This is a genomic window from Sphingomonas sp. (assembly GCF_965200135.1).
Classification (GTDB): domain Bacteria; phylum Pseudomonadota; class Alphaproteobacteria; order Sphingomonadales; family Sphingomonadaceae; genus Sphingomonas.
The window spans coordinates 182,360-199,703 of sequence record NZ_CBDATK010000007.1 but is presented as its reverse complement, the minus strand read 5'-3'; the positions used below and the strand labels follow the sequence as shown (position 1 = coordinate 199,703).

Below are 17,344 nucleotides of genomic sequence, written 5' to 3'. Positions count from 1 at the left end.
GATCATCGAACGGTGGCAGGTCCGGCCATGACCGCCGGTGGCATGGGTCGGAAAGCATGCTAGCCGTCGTCCCGATGCGGCAATCGGAGGGTGCATGGCGGAAGCGACGGAGGCCGGAAATGCGGGCGCGGGCATGTCCTATGACGAGGTCGTGCGCGGCCGCCGCAGCATCCGCGGCTATCGGCCCGATGCGGTGCCGAGGGCGCTGATCGAGGAGGTGATCGGCCTGGCGATGCGGGCGCCGTCGTCGATGAACACGCAGCCGTGGCATTTTCATGTCCTGACCGGCGACGCGCTGGACGCGATCCGGCGCGGCAACACCGAGCGGATGGTGGCGGGCGTGCCGCAGTCGCGCGAGTTCCGCACCGGCGAGGCGTTCGCGGGCCATCACCGCGACCGACAGGTGGGGGTCGCCAAGCAGCTGTTCGCCGCGATGGGGATCGCGCGCGAGGACAAGCCGCGGCGCGACGACTGGGTGCTGCGCGGGTTCCGGCAGTTCGACGCGCCGGTGTGCGTCGTCATCACCTATGACCGGGTGCTGGGCGGCAGCGACGACACCGCCTTCGACTGCGGTGCGGTAGCGACCGCGCTGGTCAACGCCGCCTGGTCGCGGGGTCTCGGCACCGTCATCAACAGCCAGGGCATCATGCAGTCGCCGGTGGTGCGCGAGCACGCGCGCATCCCCGACGATCAGGTCATCATGAAGAGTATCGCGCTGGGCTGGCCCGATCATGACTTTCCGGCAAACGCGGTGGTGTCCGAGCGGCGCGCGGTCGGCGAGGCGGCGACGTTCGTGGGCTTTTCCGACTGAACGAGAACGCTTGCGCCCTCGTGCCGCGCCCATGCGTTGGCATGCGACGACAGAATAGAAACGTCGAGGGAGAGTGTCCGGTGACCGAGCAAGCGCAGCCGCTGCCATGGCGGACGGAGCCGAGTGCGCTGGGATCGACCACCTGCGCCTGGTGCCATCGCGATATCAACCTGCCGGCGCTGCCGTGTTCGACCGAACCGGTCGAGGGGCTGCTCCGGATGAACACGCGGGCGGGGCAGGGCGAGCGCTGCAAATATGAGCTGTCGACCCGCGCGCCCGAACTGCTCGACGCACCGCTGGCGCTTTGACGCGTACCGTTTCGCGACGCGGCCCGACGCGGTAGGCCGGGCCGATCAGGGACGTGAAGTCGAGAATAGGGACGGATAGGATGCGGGCACCGATCTGGGCAGCAGGCGCGATCGCCGCCTTGCTTGCGGTGCCGCCGATCGTCGCGTCGCCCCCGAAGCCGGCACCGCGCGTGGCCAGCTTTGCCGACCACCAGGCGCAGTGCGTGGGCAAGGAGGGGTGGAGCGATCCGGCCCCGCCGATCCGCATCTTCGGCAACGTCTATGACGTCGGCACCTGCAACATCGTGGTCCTGCTGATCGCGGGCGACAGGGGCGCGGTCGTCATCGACGGCGCGACCGCCGAGGCCGTTCCGTCGATCGTGGCCAATATCGAACGGCTGGGGTTCAGGCCGTCCGACGTGAAGCTGCTGCTGTCGACGCACGAGCATGGCGATCATGCCGGCGGTCTGCGCGATCTCCGCCGGCGGACGGGCGCGACGATGGCGGCCACGCCGGCCGCCAGGGCCGCGCTGGAAAGCGGCGTGCCCGCGCGCGATGACCCGCAGCGGACCGGCAGCGTCCCGGAGTTTCGCGGCGTGCCGGTCGACCGGACGGTACGCGACGGCGAGGTCGTGGCGCTCGGCTCGCTGCGGCTGACCGCGCATGCGACACCGGGGCATGCGCCGGGCAGCACGTCGTGGTCGTGGCGGTCGTGCGCGAACGGCATTTGCCATCGGATCGTCTATGCCGACAGCGTCAGCGCGATCTCTTCGGAAGGCTATCGCTTTGCTCGGCACCCGGCCTATGTCGCCGCTTTCCGGGCGAGCCTCGCCAGGATCGCGGCCCTGCCGTGCGATCTGATCGTTACCCCGCACCCCGCCGCGAGCAGCCTCTACGAGCGCCTCGCGGGCAGCATGCCCCTGTCCTCCGCCTCGGCATGCGCGGCCTATGCCGACAGCGGCAGGACGAAGCTGGATCAACGACTTGCCGCCGAAACCAGACCTGGCGCTTCCGGTCAGGATTGACGGCATTTCACCTCGTCATGGCCGGCCGTACTCGATACCGCGTGCCTACAGCGTCCGACGTCCTGAGATGGCTATCGGATGGCTTACCGGATTACGAAGCTGGAGCCTGCGGCGATCGTGATGGCGCGCGCCGCATCAGCATGAAGCGGCTCGGCGCTGCCCTGCTCTGGCTGTAATTTACCGTCATTCCGACGCTGTGCCTCTACTGAACCGGGCAGCCGTTCGGCTTCATCCGGTAGGCATGTTGGAAAGCCGCGAGACCGAACCGGCTAAGTCACTGAAAGGTAATGGAGCGGGTGAAGGGAATCGAACCCTCGTCATAAGCTTGGAAGGCTTCTGCTCTACCATTGAGCTACACCCGCCCGCACCGGCGGCGACGTCGCACAAGAGCGACGCCGCCGTCAACGTCACCAGATGTGGACGCGCTGGTCGGGGGCGAGATACAGCTTGTCGCCCGGCTTGACGTTGAACGCGGTGTACCAGGCGTCGACGTTGCGAACGATGCCGTTGACCCGATAGAATGGCGGCGAGTGCGGGTCGGTCAGCAGCCGCGCGCGCGCCGCGCCCTCGCGGACCTTCGATCGCCACGCCTGGGCATAGGCGAGGAAGAAGCGCTGGTCGCCGGTCAGGCCGCCGATCACCGGCGCGCGGCCGTGCTTCGCCTGGTACTTCTGATACGCCGAATAGGCCGCCTCGATCCCGCCGAGATCGCCGATATTCTCGCCCAGCGTCAGCGCGCCCTGCACGTGCACGCCGGGGATCGGCTCATACTGATCGAACTGGCCCGACAGCGCGGTGGTGCGCTGTTTGAAGGCGGCGTGGGCGGCGGGCGTCCACCAGTTCTCGATCTTGCCGGTCGGCCCGAACAGGCTGCCCTCGTCGTCGAAGCCATGGCCCATCTCGTGCCCGATCACCGCGCCGATCGCACCGTAATTGACCGCCGCGTCGGCGCGCGGATCGAACATCGGCGGTTGCAGAATTGCGGCCGGGAAGGTGATCTGGTTCGACTGCGGGTTGTAATAGGCGTTCACCGTCTGCGGCGTCATCTCCCACAACGCGCGGTCGACGGTCTTGGGCAGCCGGGAGAGATCGAGCTGGTGCTGGAACTCGCCCGCGCGCACCGCATTGCCCAGCGGATCGCCGCGCACGACGCGGAGCGACGTATAGTCGATATACTGGACCGGGTGGCCGATGCGGGGATCGAACGCGGCGAGCTTCGCCAGCGCCTTCTCGCGCGTCGCCGGGTCCATCCAGCTGCTGGCCGAGATGCGGTCGTGATAGGCCGCGCGCAGGTCGCCGATCAGCTCGGCCATCTTCGCCTCGCTCTCCGGCGGGTAGTGGCGCGCGATGTAGATGCGGCCGACCGCCTCGCCCATCGTGCCGTTGACCAGCCCGACGCCACGCTTCCACCGCGCGCGCTGCTCCTGCTGATCGCTGAGCGTGCGGCCGTAGAAGTCGAAGGTCGCGTCGTCGAAGGTGCGCGGCAGCACCGCCGCATTGGCCGCGACGAAGCGGAACTTCATCCAGTCCTGCCAGGTCGCGACCGGGGTCGCGGCGTAGATCTTGCCCAGCTCCGTCAGCGCCGTCGACGTGCCCATGATGATCGGGCCGCTGCCGATGCTGCCATAGCCGGCGGTGGTCAGCATCGATGCCCAGTCGAACTCCGGCGCCAGCCGCTGACGCCCGGCGGCGTCCATCGGCTTCAGCATCGCCATCAGGTCGCGCTCCTGGACGGGCGACCACTCGACCTTCGCCATCGCGGTTTCCAGCGCGACGATGCGGTCGGCGCGCGCGCCCGCGTCGGCGACGCCGGCAAGCGTCAGCATCTTTTCGACATAGGCGCGATAGGCGGCGCGGAACTGATCGTATTTGGCGCCGGTCAGCAGGTAATAGTCGCGCCCGCCCATGCCGAGCGACCCCTGGCTGGCGGCGACGGTGTAGCGGGTCGGGTCGGTCGGGTTGGGCAGCTGGCCGATCTCGACCGGCGAAGCGTAGCCGACGGTCGCGAACAGCGTCTGCAGCTTCGCCTTGTCGCTGGCGGCGTCGATCTTCGCGAAATAGGGGCGCAGCGGCGCGGTGCCGGCGCGCTCGATCGCGGCCTCGTCCATGAAGCTGGCGTAGAGGTCGCCCATCTGCTGCGCGCCCGCGCCGATCGCGGCGGGGTTCTTCGCGGCATCGTCCAGGATCGCGCGGACCTGCAGCTCGGCCTGGTCGACCAGCACCACCGCCACGCCCGCCGAGGTGCGGTCGGCGGCGATCGCCGTGCGCCGGTCCCAGGCGCCGTTGGCGAAGGTCCAGAAGTCGTCGCCGGGCTTCACCGCCGGGTCCTGCGCGGTCAGGTCGACGCCGAAACTGCCGTAGCGCGGGCCGGCGGCGGGCTGGCTCGCAGTCTGGGCGGGGGTCGGCGAGGCGGTCTGGGTCATGGCGGGGCCAGCGAAGAGCAACAGCGCGCCGCACAACGCAGATTGTCGGTGGAAACGGAACGACATGGTATTTCCCCTCTCGATCGCTGCATCGCTATGCCGCGTCACGGGTTGGCGCAAGTCACCTTGGACAAACAGGAAAGTCGGGAGATCGGGTTGCGGAGCGAAGGGGTGACGGTGGCGATCTGCGTGCCGGTGCGCGATGAGGCGGCGGCGTTGCCGTCGCTGCTCGACGCGCTGGCGGGACTCGATCGGCGCGGGCTGGCGGTGACGTTCTGCTGTTATCTGGACAGCTGTACCGACGCGAGCGAGGCGCTGCTGCGCGCCGCGCCGGTGCGGGTCGAGGTGGGGCCGATGCGCGCGGACGCCAACGCGGGCCGCGCGCGGGCGGCGGCGATGGCGATGGGGCTGGCGACGGTCGGCTATGAGGCGGGCGCGCTGCTGCTGTCGACCGATGCCGACAGTCGGCCGCGATCCGACTGGTTGCAGGCGGCGTGCGCGGCGCTGGCGGTCGCGGACGTGGCGGCGGGGCGCATCGAATGCGATCGCGTCGACGCACGGCAGGTCAGGGTGGAGCGCTATTACGACCGGCTGCACGGCTATCGCCGCGCGGTCGATCCGGTGCCGTGGGAGGCCGGCGGGTGCCATCATGCCGGCGGCGCGAACCTGGCGGTGCGCGCCGACGTCTATCATGCGCTCGGCGGGTTCCTGCCGCTGCCGGCGGGCGAGGACGCGCGGCTGCTCGACGATGCCGCGCGGGCCGGGTTCCGGGTTCGGCACGATCCGGCGATGGCGGTCGAGACGTCGGCGCGGCGGATCGGTCGCGTGCCGGGCGGGCTGGCGACGAGCCTCGACGCGCTGGCCGCGAACGGCCTGCCGCGCGTCCAGCACCCGGCGGCGGCGGCGTGGCAATACGCGCGTCACGCGCTGGCGCGGGCGATGTTCGCGCGGGGTGACTGGGCAGCGGTCGGGCAGGCGGTCGGGCTGAGCGCGGACCATGTGCTCGGCGTCGCGCGCGACTGCCCCAATGCGGAGGCGTTCGCGATGCGGATCGTGCCGGCGGCGCCCGACGCCGCGCGGCTGGTGCCGCTGGCCGAGGCGGAGCGGGCGCTCGCCGCGCTGGAGCTGGCGCTGTGCCGGGGGGCGGCATGACGATGAATACGCTGTTGCGCGGCGCGATCGACGCGGCGGGCTGGCGCGGGACGCCGGCGGGCGATCCCGCGGGGTTCGATGCCTATGTCGATCTGCTGCGTGTGCTCTACGAGACGGGACGGCGCGACCTGCCGCTGGGGCGACTGCTGGAAGGGCATGTCGACGCGACGCAGATCGTGCGGCGCTATGGGTCGCCCGATCAGGTTGCGGCGCTGGGCGAGGCGATCGGCGGCGGCGCGCTGCTCGGGGTGTGGAACGCGTGGCTGGCGGGCGAGCCGCTGGTGCTCGCCGACGGACGGCTGTCGGGGGGCAAGAGCTATGCGTCGGGCGCGGGCGTGCTGACGCATGCGCTGGTCACCGCCGACACGCCGGATGGCGCACAGCTCGTGCTGGTCGATCTGGCGCGCACCGTGCCGGCGATCGATCGCGACTGGTGGCGGACGACGGGGATGCAGCGCTCCGAGACGCATCAGGTGCGCTGGGCGGACGCGCCGGTCGCGGCGGGCGATCCGGTCGGCGCGCCGGGCGACTATGTGCGTGAGCCGTATTTCAGCGGCGGCGCGCTGCGCTTCGTGGCGGTGCATGCGGGCGGCGTCGCCGGGCTGGTCGACCGCACGCGCGATCACCTGGTCGCCGCGGGCCGCGCGGCCGATCCGTTCCAGGCGGCGCGGCTGGCCGAGCTGTTCGCGCTGGCCGAGGGCGCGGCGGCGGCGGTGCGGCGGGCCGCGCGATCCTGGTTCGAGGTTGACGGTGAAGCGCGGCTGGCGCGGGTCGCGGCGGCGCGGCTGGCGGTCGCGGAGGCGGCGGGGCGGGCGATCGCGGTAGCGCAGGAGGCGGTCGGGCTGCCGGGGCACTTCGTGTCGCATCCGTTGTCGGCGCAGCTGGCGGACCTCGCGGTCTATCTGCGCCAGCCCGCGCCCGACGCGCAGCGGCTGCGGGTCGGCGCGGCGGTGGCGGCGGGATTGCTTGGGCCGGCGCTGTGAAGGCGATCGACCTGGCCGGGTTCGGCGCCAAGTTCGCGGGCGAGGATGATCCCTGGGCGACCTTCACCGCGCGTGACGAGGCGGTGAAGCGCGCCGCGATCCTGCATGCGCTGGGGCCGGGCCCGTGGGGGCGGGTGCTGGAGTTGGCGAGCGGCAACGGCTCCAACAGCGCCGCGATCGCGCCGGGCGCGCTGCGGCTGGACGCGACGGAGGGCACGGCGGAGGGGGCGGCACTGACCGCGCGGGCGATCGAACGCTGGCCGCGCGCGACGGCGAGCGTGCTGGTGTTGCCGGGCCGGGCGCCGCGACCGGTCTATGACGCGGTCGTGCTGGCGGAGCTGCTCTATTACCTGTCGCCGCGCGAGATGGCGCGGGTGGCGCGCGACGTGGCGGCGGTGCTCCGGCCGGGCGGGCGGCTGGTGCTCGCGCATCACCGCATCGACTATTACGACTTCGCGCAGCACGCGGCGGGCATCCAGGCACGTTTCCTGCACGCGGCGGGGCGCCGGTGGCGGGTGCGGCCGGTGCGGTTCACGGGCAAGTGGCAGGTGGTGGTGGCTAGCTAATTCCTCCTCGCTTGCGGGGAGGGGGACCGCTCGCGCAGCGAGTGGGGAGGGGGTGGGCCGCGCGCGTCGTCCCTTGAGGATAGCCCCCTCCGTCACGCGCTTCGCGCGCGCCACCTCCCCGCAGGCGGGGAGGATTAGTGGGATGCTTACCGTTCGACCCGCATAGCGCCGCGCGATGTATCACGATCCCGCGCTCGCCAAGGCCCTGGCCGACCCGCGCCCCGTTTCGGCGGTCAGCGCGGGCGCGGGGCTGGCGGGGCTGGCGGGGGTGATCGGCTGGGTGGCGGTGGCGCGCGCCGTCGGCATGGACGGGCCGTATGCGGCGCTGTGCAACCTGCTCGCCTGCGCGGTGCCGATGGTGATCTGGTCGCTCGCGGTCGACAAGGTGCATCGGCGGCCGTCGACCGGCATCGACTGGGCGCTGCGGCGATCGTGGCGCGACACGCTGGACGTCAGCCTGGTCAAGCTCGCCGGGTTGTTCGCGACCTGGGCGGTTATCGCGCTCGTCTATGCGACGGGGCGCTTCTACTGGCAGGGCAATTTCGCGTTCGCGATGTGGTGCTTCACCCGCGCTGCGCCGGTGCTGTTCGTGGTCGCGCTCCCGTACGTGCTGTGGCTCGACCGCTATGTGGTCGAGCCGAAGGACGGTGCGTGGCATCTCGGCGCGTGGCTGTGCGGACAGGCGGGGGTCGAGCGCGACGCGATCGCCGATCATGCGCGGAACTGGGCGGTGAAGGGGTTCTTCCTCGCCTTCATGCTGGCGATCGTGCCGCCGGGCTATGCCGACTTCGTGCGACGCGACATGACCAGGCTGTTGACCGACCCGGTGGCGCTGACCGGGTGGCTCGTCACCTTCATGTTCGTGGTCGACGTGGCGTTCGCGAGCGTCGGCTACATGCTGACGCTGCGGCCGCTCGACAGCCACATCCGCTCCGCCAGCCCGTTCGCGAGCGGCTGGGCGGCGGCGCTGATCTGTTATCCGCCCTTCATCCTGATGGCGGACGGCGGGCCGCTGGATTATCATCCGGGCACCAGCGACTGGACGCACTGGTTCGCGGGGCATCCGCTGTCGCTGTGGCCGGTCGGCGCATGCCTGGTGGCGCTGACCGCGATCTACGCGCTGTCGACGGTGGCGTTCGGGCCGCGCTTCTCCAACCTCACGCATCGCGGCATCATCACGCATGGGCCGTATGCGTGGTCGCGGCACCCGGCCTATCTGTCGAAGAACCTGTTCTGGTGGCTGTCGACGCTGCCGGTGCTGACGCTCGGCAGCTGGGTGGACGCCGGCCGCGCGACGCTGATCCTCGCGGCGGTGAGCGGCGTCTATTGGTGGCGGGCGAAGACGGAGGAGCGGCATCTGGGGCTGGACCCGGCCTACCGCGCCTATGCCGACTGGATGGAGCGCCGCGCGCCGATACCGCGCCTGTTCCGATGGGTGCGCGGCGGCTAAAAGCTGTATTCGTCGTACACCCGCGAGACGTCGCCGTTCCACTCGCCATGATAGCGGTCGAGCAGCACCTGCGCCGGCACCTTGCCCGCGCGGACGATCTCGCGCAGCGGGTCGAGGAAGCCGGTCTCGTTGTCGCCCGCGACATTGCCGCGCGCTCGCGCCGCCAGCCCGGCATGCGCGATGTCCAGCACCTCGCCGGCGATGTCGCGGAGCCGCCCGCCGCCCGGCAACGGCGCGTCGAGCGCCAGCCGGGGAACGCTGTCGCGCAGCGCTTGGCGCCCCTCCAACGACCAGTCCTTGACCAGATCCCATGCCGCATCGAGCGCACCGTCGTCATAAAGCAGCCCGACCCACAAAGCGGGCAGCGCGCAGATGCGGTTCCACGGCCCGCCGTCGGCGCCGCGCATCTCCAGAAAGGTCTTTAGCCGGACCTCCGGAAAGGCGGTCGACAGATGGTCGGTCCAGTCGTCCAGCGTCGGCAGCTCGCCCGGCAGCACCGACAGCCGCCCTTGCAGGAAGTCGCGAAACGACAGCCCTGCCGCGTCGATGTAGCGGCCGTCGCGATAGACGAAGTACATCGGCACATCGAGCGCATAGTCGGCGTAGCGTTCGTAACCGAAGCCGTCCTCGAACACGAAGGGCAGCATGCCCGTGCGCGCCGGATCGGTGTCCGACCAGATATGGCTGCGGAACGAGAGCATGCCGTTGGGCTTGGCCTCGGTGAAGGGCGAGTTGGCGAACAGCGCGGTCGCCAGCGGTTGCAACGCCAGCCCGACGCGGAACTTCTTGGCCATGTCGGCTTCGGACCGGTAGTCGAGATTGACCTGGATCGTGCAGGTCCGCAGCATCATGTCGAGCCCCAGCGAGCCGACGCGCGGCATGTGGCGGCGCATGATGTCGTAGCGGCCCTTGGGCATCACCGGCAGCTCGGCGCGGGTCTTGTCGGGCCACATGCCGAGGCCGAGGAAGCCGAGGCCGAGCCGTTCGCCGACCGCCTTGACCTGATCCAGATGCCGGCCGGTCTCCGCACAGGTCTGGTGCAGCGTCTCCAGCGGCGCGCCGGACAGCTCGAACTGACCGGCGGGCTCCAGGCTGACCGACCCGTCCGCGCCCGACAGCGCGATCATGGTGTCGCCCTCCATCACCGGCGTCCAGCCATAGTCGCCCAGCGCCGTCAGCAGGTCGCGGATGCCGCCGGGCTCGTCATAGGAGGGGGCGTGGTGGTCGGCGCGGGCGTAGACGAACTTCTCGTGCTCCGTCCCGATCCGCCAGCGCTCCGGCGGCTTTTCGCCGCGGGCGAACGAGGCGATCAGCTGGTCGCGCGATTCGATGACCGGCGAGTTGCTCTTGGAAACCATGGTGGTCGTCATCGCCCGCCCTTACGCCGCGATCATCGGCTTCGCCAGCGGGTCTTGGTCGCCGCGAGTCAGCTCGGTCGGGGCGTCCGGATCGGCGTGAACTGGGCGGAGACGAGCTGCCACTTTGCGGCGGCGTAGCGCGCGACGTAGAGGACACGTATCGCGCGCTCGCCGATCGACTGCCGCTCGGTGACGATCGCGGTCGTGCCGGCGATGCTGACGGTCCGCTCGTCGGTGGTGATGACGGGGACGGGCGTCTTCTTGTCGGCGGCGTAGAAGCCGAGCATCTTCTCGCGCGGATCGACCTCGCCGATCGGCGATACCTCGACATAGTCGGGTGCGGTCAGACGGGCGAGCGCGGCCTGGTCGAAGCCGCGCCGCGCGGCGCCGACGGCGTCGATCAACGCCGTCACCGCCGTCACGTCGGCAGGTCGCGGCTGGGCCGCGCCGGCTGGAACTGCGGCGATGGCGAGCGCCATCGTGACAAGCGCGCTACGGATCATGACTCTCCTTCGACAATGCGCCCACCTACGGCGGCGGCGACGCGATCGCCAGCGGCTATCGGGTGGCGAGCCGGGTCAGGCCGTACATCGCGTCGCGGGTGCGGCGGCGGTCGCGCAGCGTGTCGATCGCGGCCGGCAGGGTCGCGGCGCGACGCGCGTCGGCCTCCGCCACCATCGCGGGCTGCGCGCGCATCGCGCGGGCGCGGGTGTCGGCGCAGGCGGCGCGAGCGGCATCGACGACCGCGTCGGTCGCCGCGTCCGTGTACGAGGCACGGACGGCGGCACCGACGACGCAGGCCTCATAGGCTTCGACATGGCCATCGCCACCGGTGGCGAGCGCGGGCGCGGCACCGAGCGCCCCGACCAGGATCATGGCGAAAACGATCGGCTTCATCGCGCGGCTCCCCCTTGCAATCGTTACGGTAGTGACACGGGTTCGTTAACGACCGCTACCCCCAAACGGTAAACGTCGATGCAATCCGCCCTCACCAGTCGCCCGCCGCCGCCATCCACAGGCTGACCGCCGCCGCCGCCGCGGTCTCCGCGCGCAGGATGCGCGGGCCGAGCGTGACGCCGACTGCGTAGGGCAGCGCGCGGATGATGGCGCGCTCCTCGTCGTCGAAGCCGCCTTCGGGACCGATCAGGATCGCCGCCGGGCCGGGCTGGGCGCGCATCGCCGCGAACGCAGGCACGCCGCCGGTCTCGTCGGCGAAGAACAGCGTCCGTTCGCCCCCTGCCTGCATCGACGCCCAGTCGCGGATCAGCGCGGGAAGTTTCACCGCGTCCGCCATCGTTGGTATCGCCGTCCGGCCACATTGCTCCGCCGCCTCGATCAGGTGTGCGCGCAGCCGGTCGGTATTGGGATGATCGACCACGGTGCGCCGCGTCACCACCGGCACCAGCCGCGCGACGCCCAGCTCGCATGCCTTTTCCGCCAGCCAGTCGACCCGGCCTTTCTTCAGCGGCGCGGCGCAGAGCCACAGGTCGGGCACCGGTTCGCGCGGGCGGAGCCGCTCGGTCACGGCGAGGACCAGACGGCGCTTGCCGACCTCGGCGACGGTAGCGAGCCACTCGCCGGTGCGGTCGTCGAACAGCTTGACCGGATCGCCGATCTTCGCCCGCATGACCTGCGCGAGGTAATGCGCGGGCGGGCCGTCGAGCGTCAGCGGACCGGGCACGAGTTCGTGGTCGACGAACAGCCGCGGCGTCGAGCGCGGCGGCCAGGCGGGGACGGCGGTCATCGGCCGCCCCGGCGCTTGCGTCGCCAGCGGCGGATCAGCACGGCGGCGACGACCAGCACCAGCGCGCCCGCGAACACCGCCGTCGCGACGGTGCCCGCGACGCGCAGGATCGCCCAGAACAGCGCCTCGATGAAGCGCCCGATCGCGACTGAGAGGCCTACCAAGCTGTTGCGAACCCGAGCATCCGACATCGGATAGCGGGTGTGGGGTGCCGGGGCCACTTTTCCGTCACCCGGTCTTGAGCCGGGATCCCAATTCTTCTGCCGACCCAGGTAGCGGGACCCCGGCTCAAGGCCGGGGTGACGGAAGAGCGCTCGGACGGTAACGCCGCCTCCATGTCCGACCTCACCCCCGACACCCAGCACCCCGGCCTGATCGGGCTGCTGCCACGTACGGTGCGCGGGCTGGCGCTGCTCGCGCGGTTCGATCGGCCGATCGGGTGGTGGCTGCTGTTCTGGCCCGGCGCGTGGGCGGTGGCGCTGGCGGGCGGCGCGTTCGCGCGCTGGCCGTTGCTGCTGTTGCTGCTGGTCGGCAGCATCGCGATGCGCGGCGCGGGCTGCGTCTATAACGACATCGTCGACCGCGATCTGGACGCGCAGGTCGCGCGCACCCGCGCCCGGCCGATCCCGAGCGGCGCGGTGTCGGTGCGTGGGGCGGGGGTATGGCTGATCGTGCTCTGCCTCGTCGGGCTGACGGTGCTGGTGCAGCTGCGGCCGCTGGCGGCGGCGGTGGCGGTGGCGAGCCTGCTGCCGGTCGCGGCGTATCCGTTCATGAAGCGGATCACCTGGTGGCCGCAGGCGTGGCTGGGGCTGGTGTTTTCCTGGGCGGCGCTGGTCGGGTGGGCGGAGGTGACGGGCCGGTTCGCGCCGGCGGCGGTGCTGCTCTACGCCGGCTCGATCGCGTGGGTGATCGGCTACGACACGATCTATGCGTTGCAGGATCGCGAGGACGACGCGCTGGTCGGCGTGCGCTCGTCGGCGCTGCGGCTGGGGCGGCATGTCCGTGGCGGCGTCGCGCTCGCCTATGCGCTGGCAGTGGCGCTGTGGGCGGCGGCGATCTGGACGGTACGTGCGGATCCGCTGGCGGGCGTCGCGCTGGTGCCGGCGGCAGGGCATCTGGCGTGGCAGGTGCTGACGCTGCGCGCGGACGACGGCGCGGGCGCGCTGCATCGCTTTCGCAGCAACCGCTTCACGGGGCTGCTGGTGTTCATGGCCTGCCTGGTCGTCGGCACGGCGCCGTGAGCGCGGGGTTTGGGGTGGCGCCGCGCGCGCGCCGACCCTAGATCGCGTCCATGCTCTCCCCCGATCAAGCCCGCGAGCGCGCGGCGGATATCGTCGCGCGCGCGACCCGTGGCGGCGCGGATGCCGCCGACGCGGTGTTCGCCGCCGACGCCTCGACCGAAGTCTCCGTCCGCCTGGGCAAGCTGGAGGACGTCGGCCGCTCCGAGGGCGCGGAACTCGGCCTGCGCGTCTTCGTCGGCAAGCGTTCCGCCTCCGTCTCGACCTCCGACCTGTCGCCCGCCAGCCTCGACACCGCCGTCGAGCGCGCGGTGGCGATGGCGCGCGAGGCGCCGGAGGACCCGTGGGCGGGCCTCGCGCCTGCCGACCGGCTGCTCCACGGCGAGCCGCCGCAGCTCGACCTGTGCGACGCCGAGGACGCCGATCCCGCCGAGCTCAAGGCGCTGGCGCTGGAGGCGGAGGACGCCGCGCGCGCGGTGCCCGGCGTCACCAACAGCGAGGGCGGCGGCGCGTCGGCGTCGCGGCACGTCTGGGCGCTGGCGACGTCGACCGGCTTCGCGCACGCCTATGCGACGACCGGCTTCGGCCTGTCCGCGAGCGTGCTCGCGGGCGTCGCCGAGACGGGGATGCAGCGCGACTATGCCTATCATTCCAGCCGCCTTCGCCGCCACCTCGACCCGGCCGCCGAGATCGGCCGTCGTGCCGGCGAGCGGGCGGTCGCGCGCGTCGATCCCGGCAAGCTGGACAGCGGGCCGATGCCGGTGGTCTTCGATCCGCGCGTCGGCGGATCGCTGCTCGGCCACTTCATCGGCGCGATCGCGGGCCAGTCGATCGCGCGCAAGACCAGCTTCCTGCTCGAATCGCTGGGCCGTGAGGTGTTCGCGCCCGGCATCACGATCGAGGACGATCCCCACCGCCCGCACGGACTGCGCTCGCGGCCGTTCGACGGCGAGGGGCTGCCGGTGTCGCCGTCGACGATCGTCGCGGCGGGGATGCTGGAGACCTGGCTGCTCGATTCGGCATCGGCGCGTCAGCTCGGGCTGGAGCCGACCGGCCATGCCGCGCGCGGCGTCAACGGCGCGCCGGGCGTGTCGACGGGCAACCTCCACATGGTCGCCGGGCACGTGCCGCCGGAGACGCTGATCGCCGACGTCGGCGACGGCGTCTACATCACCGAGCTGATGGGGCAGGGCGTCAACGGCACCACCGGCGACTACAGCCGGGGCGCGGCGGGGTTCCGCATCGTCGGCGGCGAGTTGGCCGGGCCGGTCGCGGAGTTCACGATCGCGGGCAACCTCAAGGACATGTTCATGGCGTTGACGCCTGCCAGCGACCTTGATTTCCGCTATGGCACCAACGTGCCGACGCTGCGGGTCGACGGGATGACGATTGCCGGCGGCTGACCTGCTCGACGCCGTGACCGCGATCACGGCCGAGGCGGGAAAGCTGGCGCTGGGGCGGTGGCGCGGCGATTTCGCGCGCTGGCAGAAGGACGACGCCTCGCCGGTGTCCGAGGTCGATCTCGCGGTCGACGCCTTCCTGCGCGCCGAGCTGTCGCGCCTGTCGCCGCGCGCCGGCTGGCTGTCCGAGGAGACGGCGGATCATCCCGACCGGCTCGCCTGCGACCGGGTCTGGGTGGTCGATCCGATCGACGGGACGCGCGACTATATCCGCGGCCGCGACGGCTGGTGCGTGTCGGTGGCGCTGGTCGAGCGCGGCCGCGTCATGCTGGGCGTGCTGGACGCGACCGCGCGCGGCGAGATGTGGCGCGCGGCGGTGGGCGAGGGGGCGTGGCTGAACGGCGCGCGCCTCCAGACCGGCACGCGAACCGAGCTGGCCGGCGCGCGCATCCCGGCGGACGCGCTGCCCAAGGCGGACCGGCTCTTCGCCTGCGTCGCCAAGCCCAACTCGATCGCGCTCCGCATCGCGATGGTCGCCGCCGACCGGGCCGATCTGGTCGCGACGCTGCGCTGGGGGCACGAATGGGACATCGCCGCCGCCGCGCTGATCGCGACCGAGGCGGGCGCGCGGGTCACCGACGCGCTGGGCGTGCCGCTGCACTTCAACAAGCCGGACCCGCAGGCGTTCGGCGTGCTGGCGACCGCGCCGGGGCTGCACCGGGCGGCGGTGGAGCATCTGGCGGAGCGCGCCGGACGGCTTTCGTACATCGGTTGACCCGGCGGTCCTTCCGCTTGCGCCGGCGCCGCCACGCTGTCAGCGTCCGCCGATGACCGCCCGATCGCTCAATGCCGCCGAACGCGAGTTCGCCCGCAACGTCTACCAGGACAGCATCAAGTACGACGACGTGTCGATCAGTGACGTTTCGGCGGGGGGTCAGGTCATCACCACCCACTTCAACGGTCACTTCACGATCCGGTGGAAGAACGGCTACACCGACATCATGAGCAGCGAGGGTCGCAAGGCGACCTTCATCCACGAGATGTGCCATGTCTGGCAGGGCAGCAACAACGGCCGCTGGTCCGGCACCTACCAGGCCAAGTCGATCGCGGCGCAGATCGGCGCCGGCATCAGGGACATCATCCACGAGGGCGATTATGCGGGCGCGGTCAAGCATTGGGACGAGCACCGCGGCAAGGCCTATCTGATCGACGCCGCCCAGTTCGGCCAGCCCTGGACGAGCTTCAACGTCGAGCAGCAGGCGATGATCGTCGAGACCTGGTACGAAAATGACGCGGTGCGCCGACAGTATAGCGGCGACGACGGACCCGGCGTGTTCGGCGCCGGCATGTCGCTCTACGACGCCCGCTATCCCTATATCCGCGACGTGATCCGTGGCCGCAATCCGCTGGCGGCGTACCGGCCGGTGGACCTGCCACCAGGCGCCGATCCACAGATGAAGGCGATTCAGGACACGCTGGTGGCGCTCGGCTACCTCTCGCCCGGGCAGGCGGACGGACTGGTCGGCCGCACGCGAAGCGCGACGCTGGATGCGGTCAAGGCGTTCCAGGCGAGGAACGGGCTCGACCCCGACCGCGATCTCGGCGGCCCGAACAGCGCCACGCGGCTGGCGCTCGCCAGGCCGGCGTCGACGTTGCGGCGCGCGCCGTGATGCGGCGCCTCTCGATGATGGGGTGGACCGTGGCGGCGCTCGCCTGCTTGGCCTGCGCCAGGGCCGATCGGGGCATGCTGCAGCCGCTGGCCGACCCGGGCGTCCTGCTGGTCTCGACGCAGGGATTGCCCGGCGACACGGCTCGGCTGGCGGCGGGCGGCGTCACCGCCGACGTCACCGGCGCCTGGTCGTCGAGTGGCCCGTCGGTCGAGGTCGTCTATCGCGGCGGCGCGGTGCCGGCGCGCGTGCCGGTCGCGCCGACGCTGACGTGGCGCGGTCGGACGACGTCGGCCAGCCACGCGTGGGACACCACGGCCGCCGTGCCCGGCAACGCGGTCGGCCGGCCGTTGCTGGCGGGTTCGCTGACGATCGGCCGGCGCGAGCGGCGGCGTGTGCAGATCGAGTTCTCGGGCGCGGGCGACGGGCCGACGATCGACGACGAGGTAACGGTGGCGGTGCCGATGCCGGATCGGGCGCGCCCCGTCCGCTTCAAGCTGTCACCCGAATAGCCGCCGTTCAGCCCTGCCCCTCGTCCTTGTACTTCAATTCCAGAAACCGCCCGCGCGTCTGCAGCTGGTCGAGGTCGCCCGCCGCGAGCCGCCCGGTCATTTCCTCGATCTCGCGCTCGATCAGCTTGAGGCCGTCGACAAGTTCCGCGTCCGGGCTGCGGCCGTTGCGTTCGACGGCGCGCAAGGTGGTCGGGACGCGGCCATAGTCCTGAATGAACGCGGGCAGCTGCTCGCCGACCAGCCTGCGGACCTCGAACGCGGGTTCGCTATTGTCCTCGACGCGCGCGAGTTGCGGCGTCAGCGCCTCCAGCCGCTGATTGATGCGATCGACCAGCCGGACGGCGGGGGCGGGGAGCGCGGGGCGCTGCGCTTCCAGCCAGCGCTCGGTCTGCGCGGGCAGCGACTTCAGCTCGACCTGGCGCAGCTTTTCCTCGGTCGGCGCGCGCGGGCCGGGGGCGAGCAGGATGGCGAGGTTCACCGCCATCAGCAGCATCACCACCGACAGGAAACCGAACAGCCCGATGCCGCCGACGACCAGCCCCAGCACGATCGCCGCGACCAGGATCAGCGCGTCGGCGATCGCGACCTGGCGCAGCTTGCGGCCGACCTGGCCCGCGGTGCGCCGCACGCGCCGCCGATGCGTGTCGACGCGCGTGCCATAATCGCCCGCGATCCGTTCCATCGCGGCGCGCGCGCGCGCGATCTGATCGTCGACGTCGCTCATCGGA

The 17,344-nt window shown here is 71.5% G+C and carries 19 protein-coding genes and 1 tRNA gene; 12 read left to right on the top strand and 8 right to left on the bottom strand.

From position 1 onward, the window contains the following. The first annotated feature begins 133 nt into the window (after positions 1-133). From ACOFKS_RS09085 to bla, 3 genes are all read left to right on the top strand, one after another. Complete coding sequence (locus ACOFKS_RS09085; RefSeq protein ID WP_419809281.1) at positions 134-811, top strand: nitroreductase; 678 nt, start codon at positions 134-136, stop codon at positions 809-811. An 80-nt stretch (positions 812-891) separates the two neighbouring features. After that, positions 892-1,119: a hypothetical protein gene (locus ACOFKS_RS09080; RefSeq protein WP_419808919.1), complete on the top strand. Its 228-nt coding sequence runs from the start codon at positions 892-894 to the stop codon at positions 1,117-1,119. A gap of 80 nt (positions 1,120-1,199) precedes the next feature. Beyond that, positions 1,200-2,123 carry a subclass B3 metallo-beta-lactamase gene (gene bla / locus ACOFKS_RS09075; RefSeq protein ID WP_419808918.1) on the top strand — a complete coding sequence of 308 codons (924 nt, stop codon included), beginning with the start codon at positions 1,200-1,202 and terminating at the stop codon, positions 2,121-2,123. A gap of 288 nt (positions 2,124-2,411) precedes the next feature. Here the strand turns inward: bla and ACOFKS_RS09070 are convergent. Then, positions 2,412-2,485: transfer RNA gene (locus ACOFKS_RS09070), tRNA-Gly, on the bottom strand. 45 nt (positions 2,486-2,530) lie between these two features. Continuing rightward, on the bottom strand, positions 2,531-4,612 hold the full coding sequence (locus ACOFKS_RS09065) for a M13 family metallopeptidase (protein WP_419808917.1): 2,082 nt from the start codon (positions 4,610-4,612) through the stop codon (positions 2,531-2,533). A gap of 60 nt (positions 4,613-4,672) precedes the next feature. On the opposite strand from ACOFKS_RS09065, the gene ACOFKS_RS09060 reads away from it, so the two are divergent. The 4 genes from ACOFKS_RS09060 to ACOFKS_RS09045 all read left to right on the top strand — a co-directional run bounded on the left by ACOFKS_RS09060 (position 4,673) and on the right by ACOFKS_RS09045 (position 8,697). After that, positions 4,673-5,698 (top strand): glycosyltransferase, encoded by a 1,026-nt coding sequence (locus ACOFKS_RS09060; RefSeq protein ID WP_419808916.1) that lies wholly within the window; start codon positions 4,673-4,675, stop codon positions 5,696-5,698. Then, complete coding sequence (locus tag ACOFKS_RS09055; RefSeq protein ID WP_419808915.1) at positions 5,695-6,681, top strand: acyl-CoA dehydrogenase; 987 nt, start codon at positions 5,695-5,697, stop codon at positions 6,679-6,681. Before ACOFKS_RS09060 ends, ACOFKS_RS09055 begins: the two co-directional genes overlap by 4 nt. Continuing rightward, positions 6,678-7,247 carry a class I SAM-dependent methyltransferase gene (locus ACOFKS_RS09050; RefSeq protein WP_419808914.1) on the top strand — a complete coding sequence of 190 codons (570 nt, stop codon included), beginning with the start codon at positions 6,678-6,680 and terminating at the stop codon, positions 7,245-7,247. The genes ACOFKS_RS09055 and ACOFKS_RS09050 overlap by 4 nt, the downstream gene beginning before the upstream one ends. A gap of 175 nt (positions 7,248-7,422) precedes the next feature. Continuing rightward, a complete protein-coding gene (locus ACOFKS_RS09045) occupies positions 7,423-8,697 on the top strand; it encodes a methyltransferase family protein (RefSeq protein WP_419808913.1) in 1,275 nt (424 codons plus the stop codon). Here the strand turns inward: ACOFKS_RS09045 and ACOFKS_RS09040 are convergent. From ACOFKS_RS09040 to ACOFKS_RS09020, 5 genes are all read right to left on the bottom strand, one after another. Beyond that, the gene (locus ACOFKS_RS09040; RefSeq protein ID WP_419808912.1) at positions 8,694-10,067 is read right to left on the bottom strand and encodes a glutamate--cysteine ligase; all 1,374 of its coding nucleotides are present in this window, start codon (positions 10,065-10,067) and stop codon (positions 8,694-8,696) included. The genes ACOFKS_RS09045 and ACOFKS_RS09040 overlap by 4 nt on opposite strands. A 56-nt stretch (positions 10,068-10,123) precedes the next feature. Next, a complete protein-coding gene (locus tag ACOFKS_RS09035; protein WP_419808911.1) occupies positions 10,124-10,558 on the bottom strand; it encodes a DUF4440 domain-containing protein in 435 nt (144 codons plus the stop codon). 55 nt (positions 10,559-10,613) lie between these two features. Next, positions 10,614-10,952, bottom strand: coding sequence for a hypothetical protein (locus tag ACOFKS_RS09030; RefSeq protein ID WP_419808910.1), 339 nt, complete (start codon positions 10,950-10,952; stop codon positions 10,614-10,616). Positions 10,953-11,043: 91 nt separating this feature from the next. Then, entirely contained in the window at positions 11,044-11,799 is a 756-nt protein-coding gene (locus ACOFKS_RS09025) for a 16S rRNA (uracil(1498)-N(3))-methyltransferase (protein WP_419808909.1), read from the bottom strand. Further along, complete coding sequence (locus ACOFKS_RS09020; RefSeq protein WP_419808908.1) at positions 11,796-11,963, bottom strand: hypothetical protein; 168 nt, start codon at positions 11,961-11,963, stop codon at positions 11,796-11,798. The genes ACOFKS_RS09025 and ACOFKS_RS09020 overlap by 4 nt, the downstream gene beginning before the upstream one ends. A 171-nt stretch (positions 11,964-12,134) precedes the next feature. On the opposite strand from ACOFKS_RS09020, the gene ubiA reads away from it, so the two are divergent. The 5 genes from ubiA (at position 12,135) to ACOFKS_RS08995 (ending at position 16,616) form a co-directional block, all read left to right on the top strand. Then, on the top strand, positions 12,135-13,040 hold the full coding sequence (gene ubiA, locus ACOFKS_RS09015; protein ID WP_419808907.1) for a 4-hydroxybenzoate octaprenyltransferase: 906 nt from the start codon (positions 12,135-12,137) through the stop codon (positions 13,038-13,040). Between the two features lie 50 nt (positions 13,041-13,090). Next, complete coding sequence (locus tag ACOFKS_RS09010; protein ID WP_419808906.1) at positions 13,091-14,440, top strand: TldD/PmbA family protein; 1,350 nt, start codon at positions 13,091-13,093, stop codon at positions 14,438-14,440. Further along, a complete protein-coding gene (locus ACOFKS_RS09005; protein ID WP_419808905.1) occupies positions 14,427-15,212 on the top strand; it encodes a 3'(2'),5'-bisphosphate nucleotidase CysQ in 786 nt (261 codons plus the stop codon). The genes ACOFKS_RS09010 and ACOFKS_RS09005 overlap by 14 nt, the downstream gene beginning before the upstream one ends. A 52-nt stretch (positions 15,213-15,264) precedes the next feature. Then, the gene (locus ACOFKS_RS09000; protein WP_419808904.1) at positions 15,265-16,107 is read left to right on the top strand and encodes a peptidoglycan-binding domain-containing protein; all 843 of its coding nucleotides are present in this window, start codon (positions 15,265-15,267) and stop codon (positions 16,105-16,107) included. A 74-nt stretch (positions 16,108-16,181) separates the two neighbouring features. Further along, positions 16,182-16,616 carry a hypothetical protein gene (locus ACOFKS_RS08995; protein WP_419808903.1) on the top strand — a complete coding sequence of 145 codons (435 nt, stop codon included), beginning with the start codon at positions 16,182-16,184 and terminating at the stop codon, positions 16,614-16,616. A gap of 7 nt (positions 16,617-16,623) precedes the next feature. On the opposite strand, the gene ACOFKS_RS08990 is transcribed toward ACOFKS_RS08995, so the two are convergent. Next, the gene (locus ACOFKS_RS08990; RefSeq protein ID WP_419808902.1) at positions 16,624-17,340 is read right to left on the bottom strand and encodes a hypothetical protein; all 717 of its coding nucleotides are present in this window, start codon (positions 17,338-17,340) and stop codon (positions 16,624-16,626) included. Between the last annotated feature and the right edge of the window lie 4 nt (positions 17,341-17,344).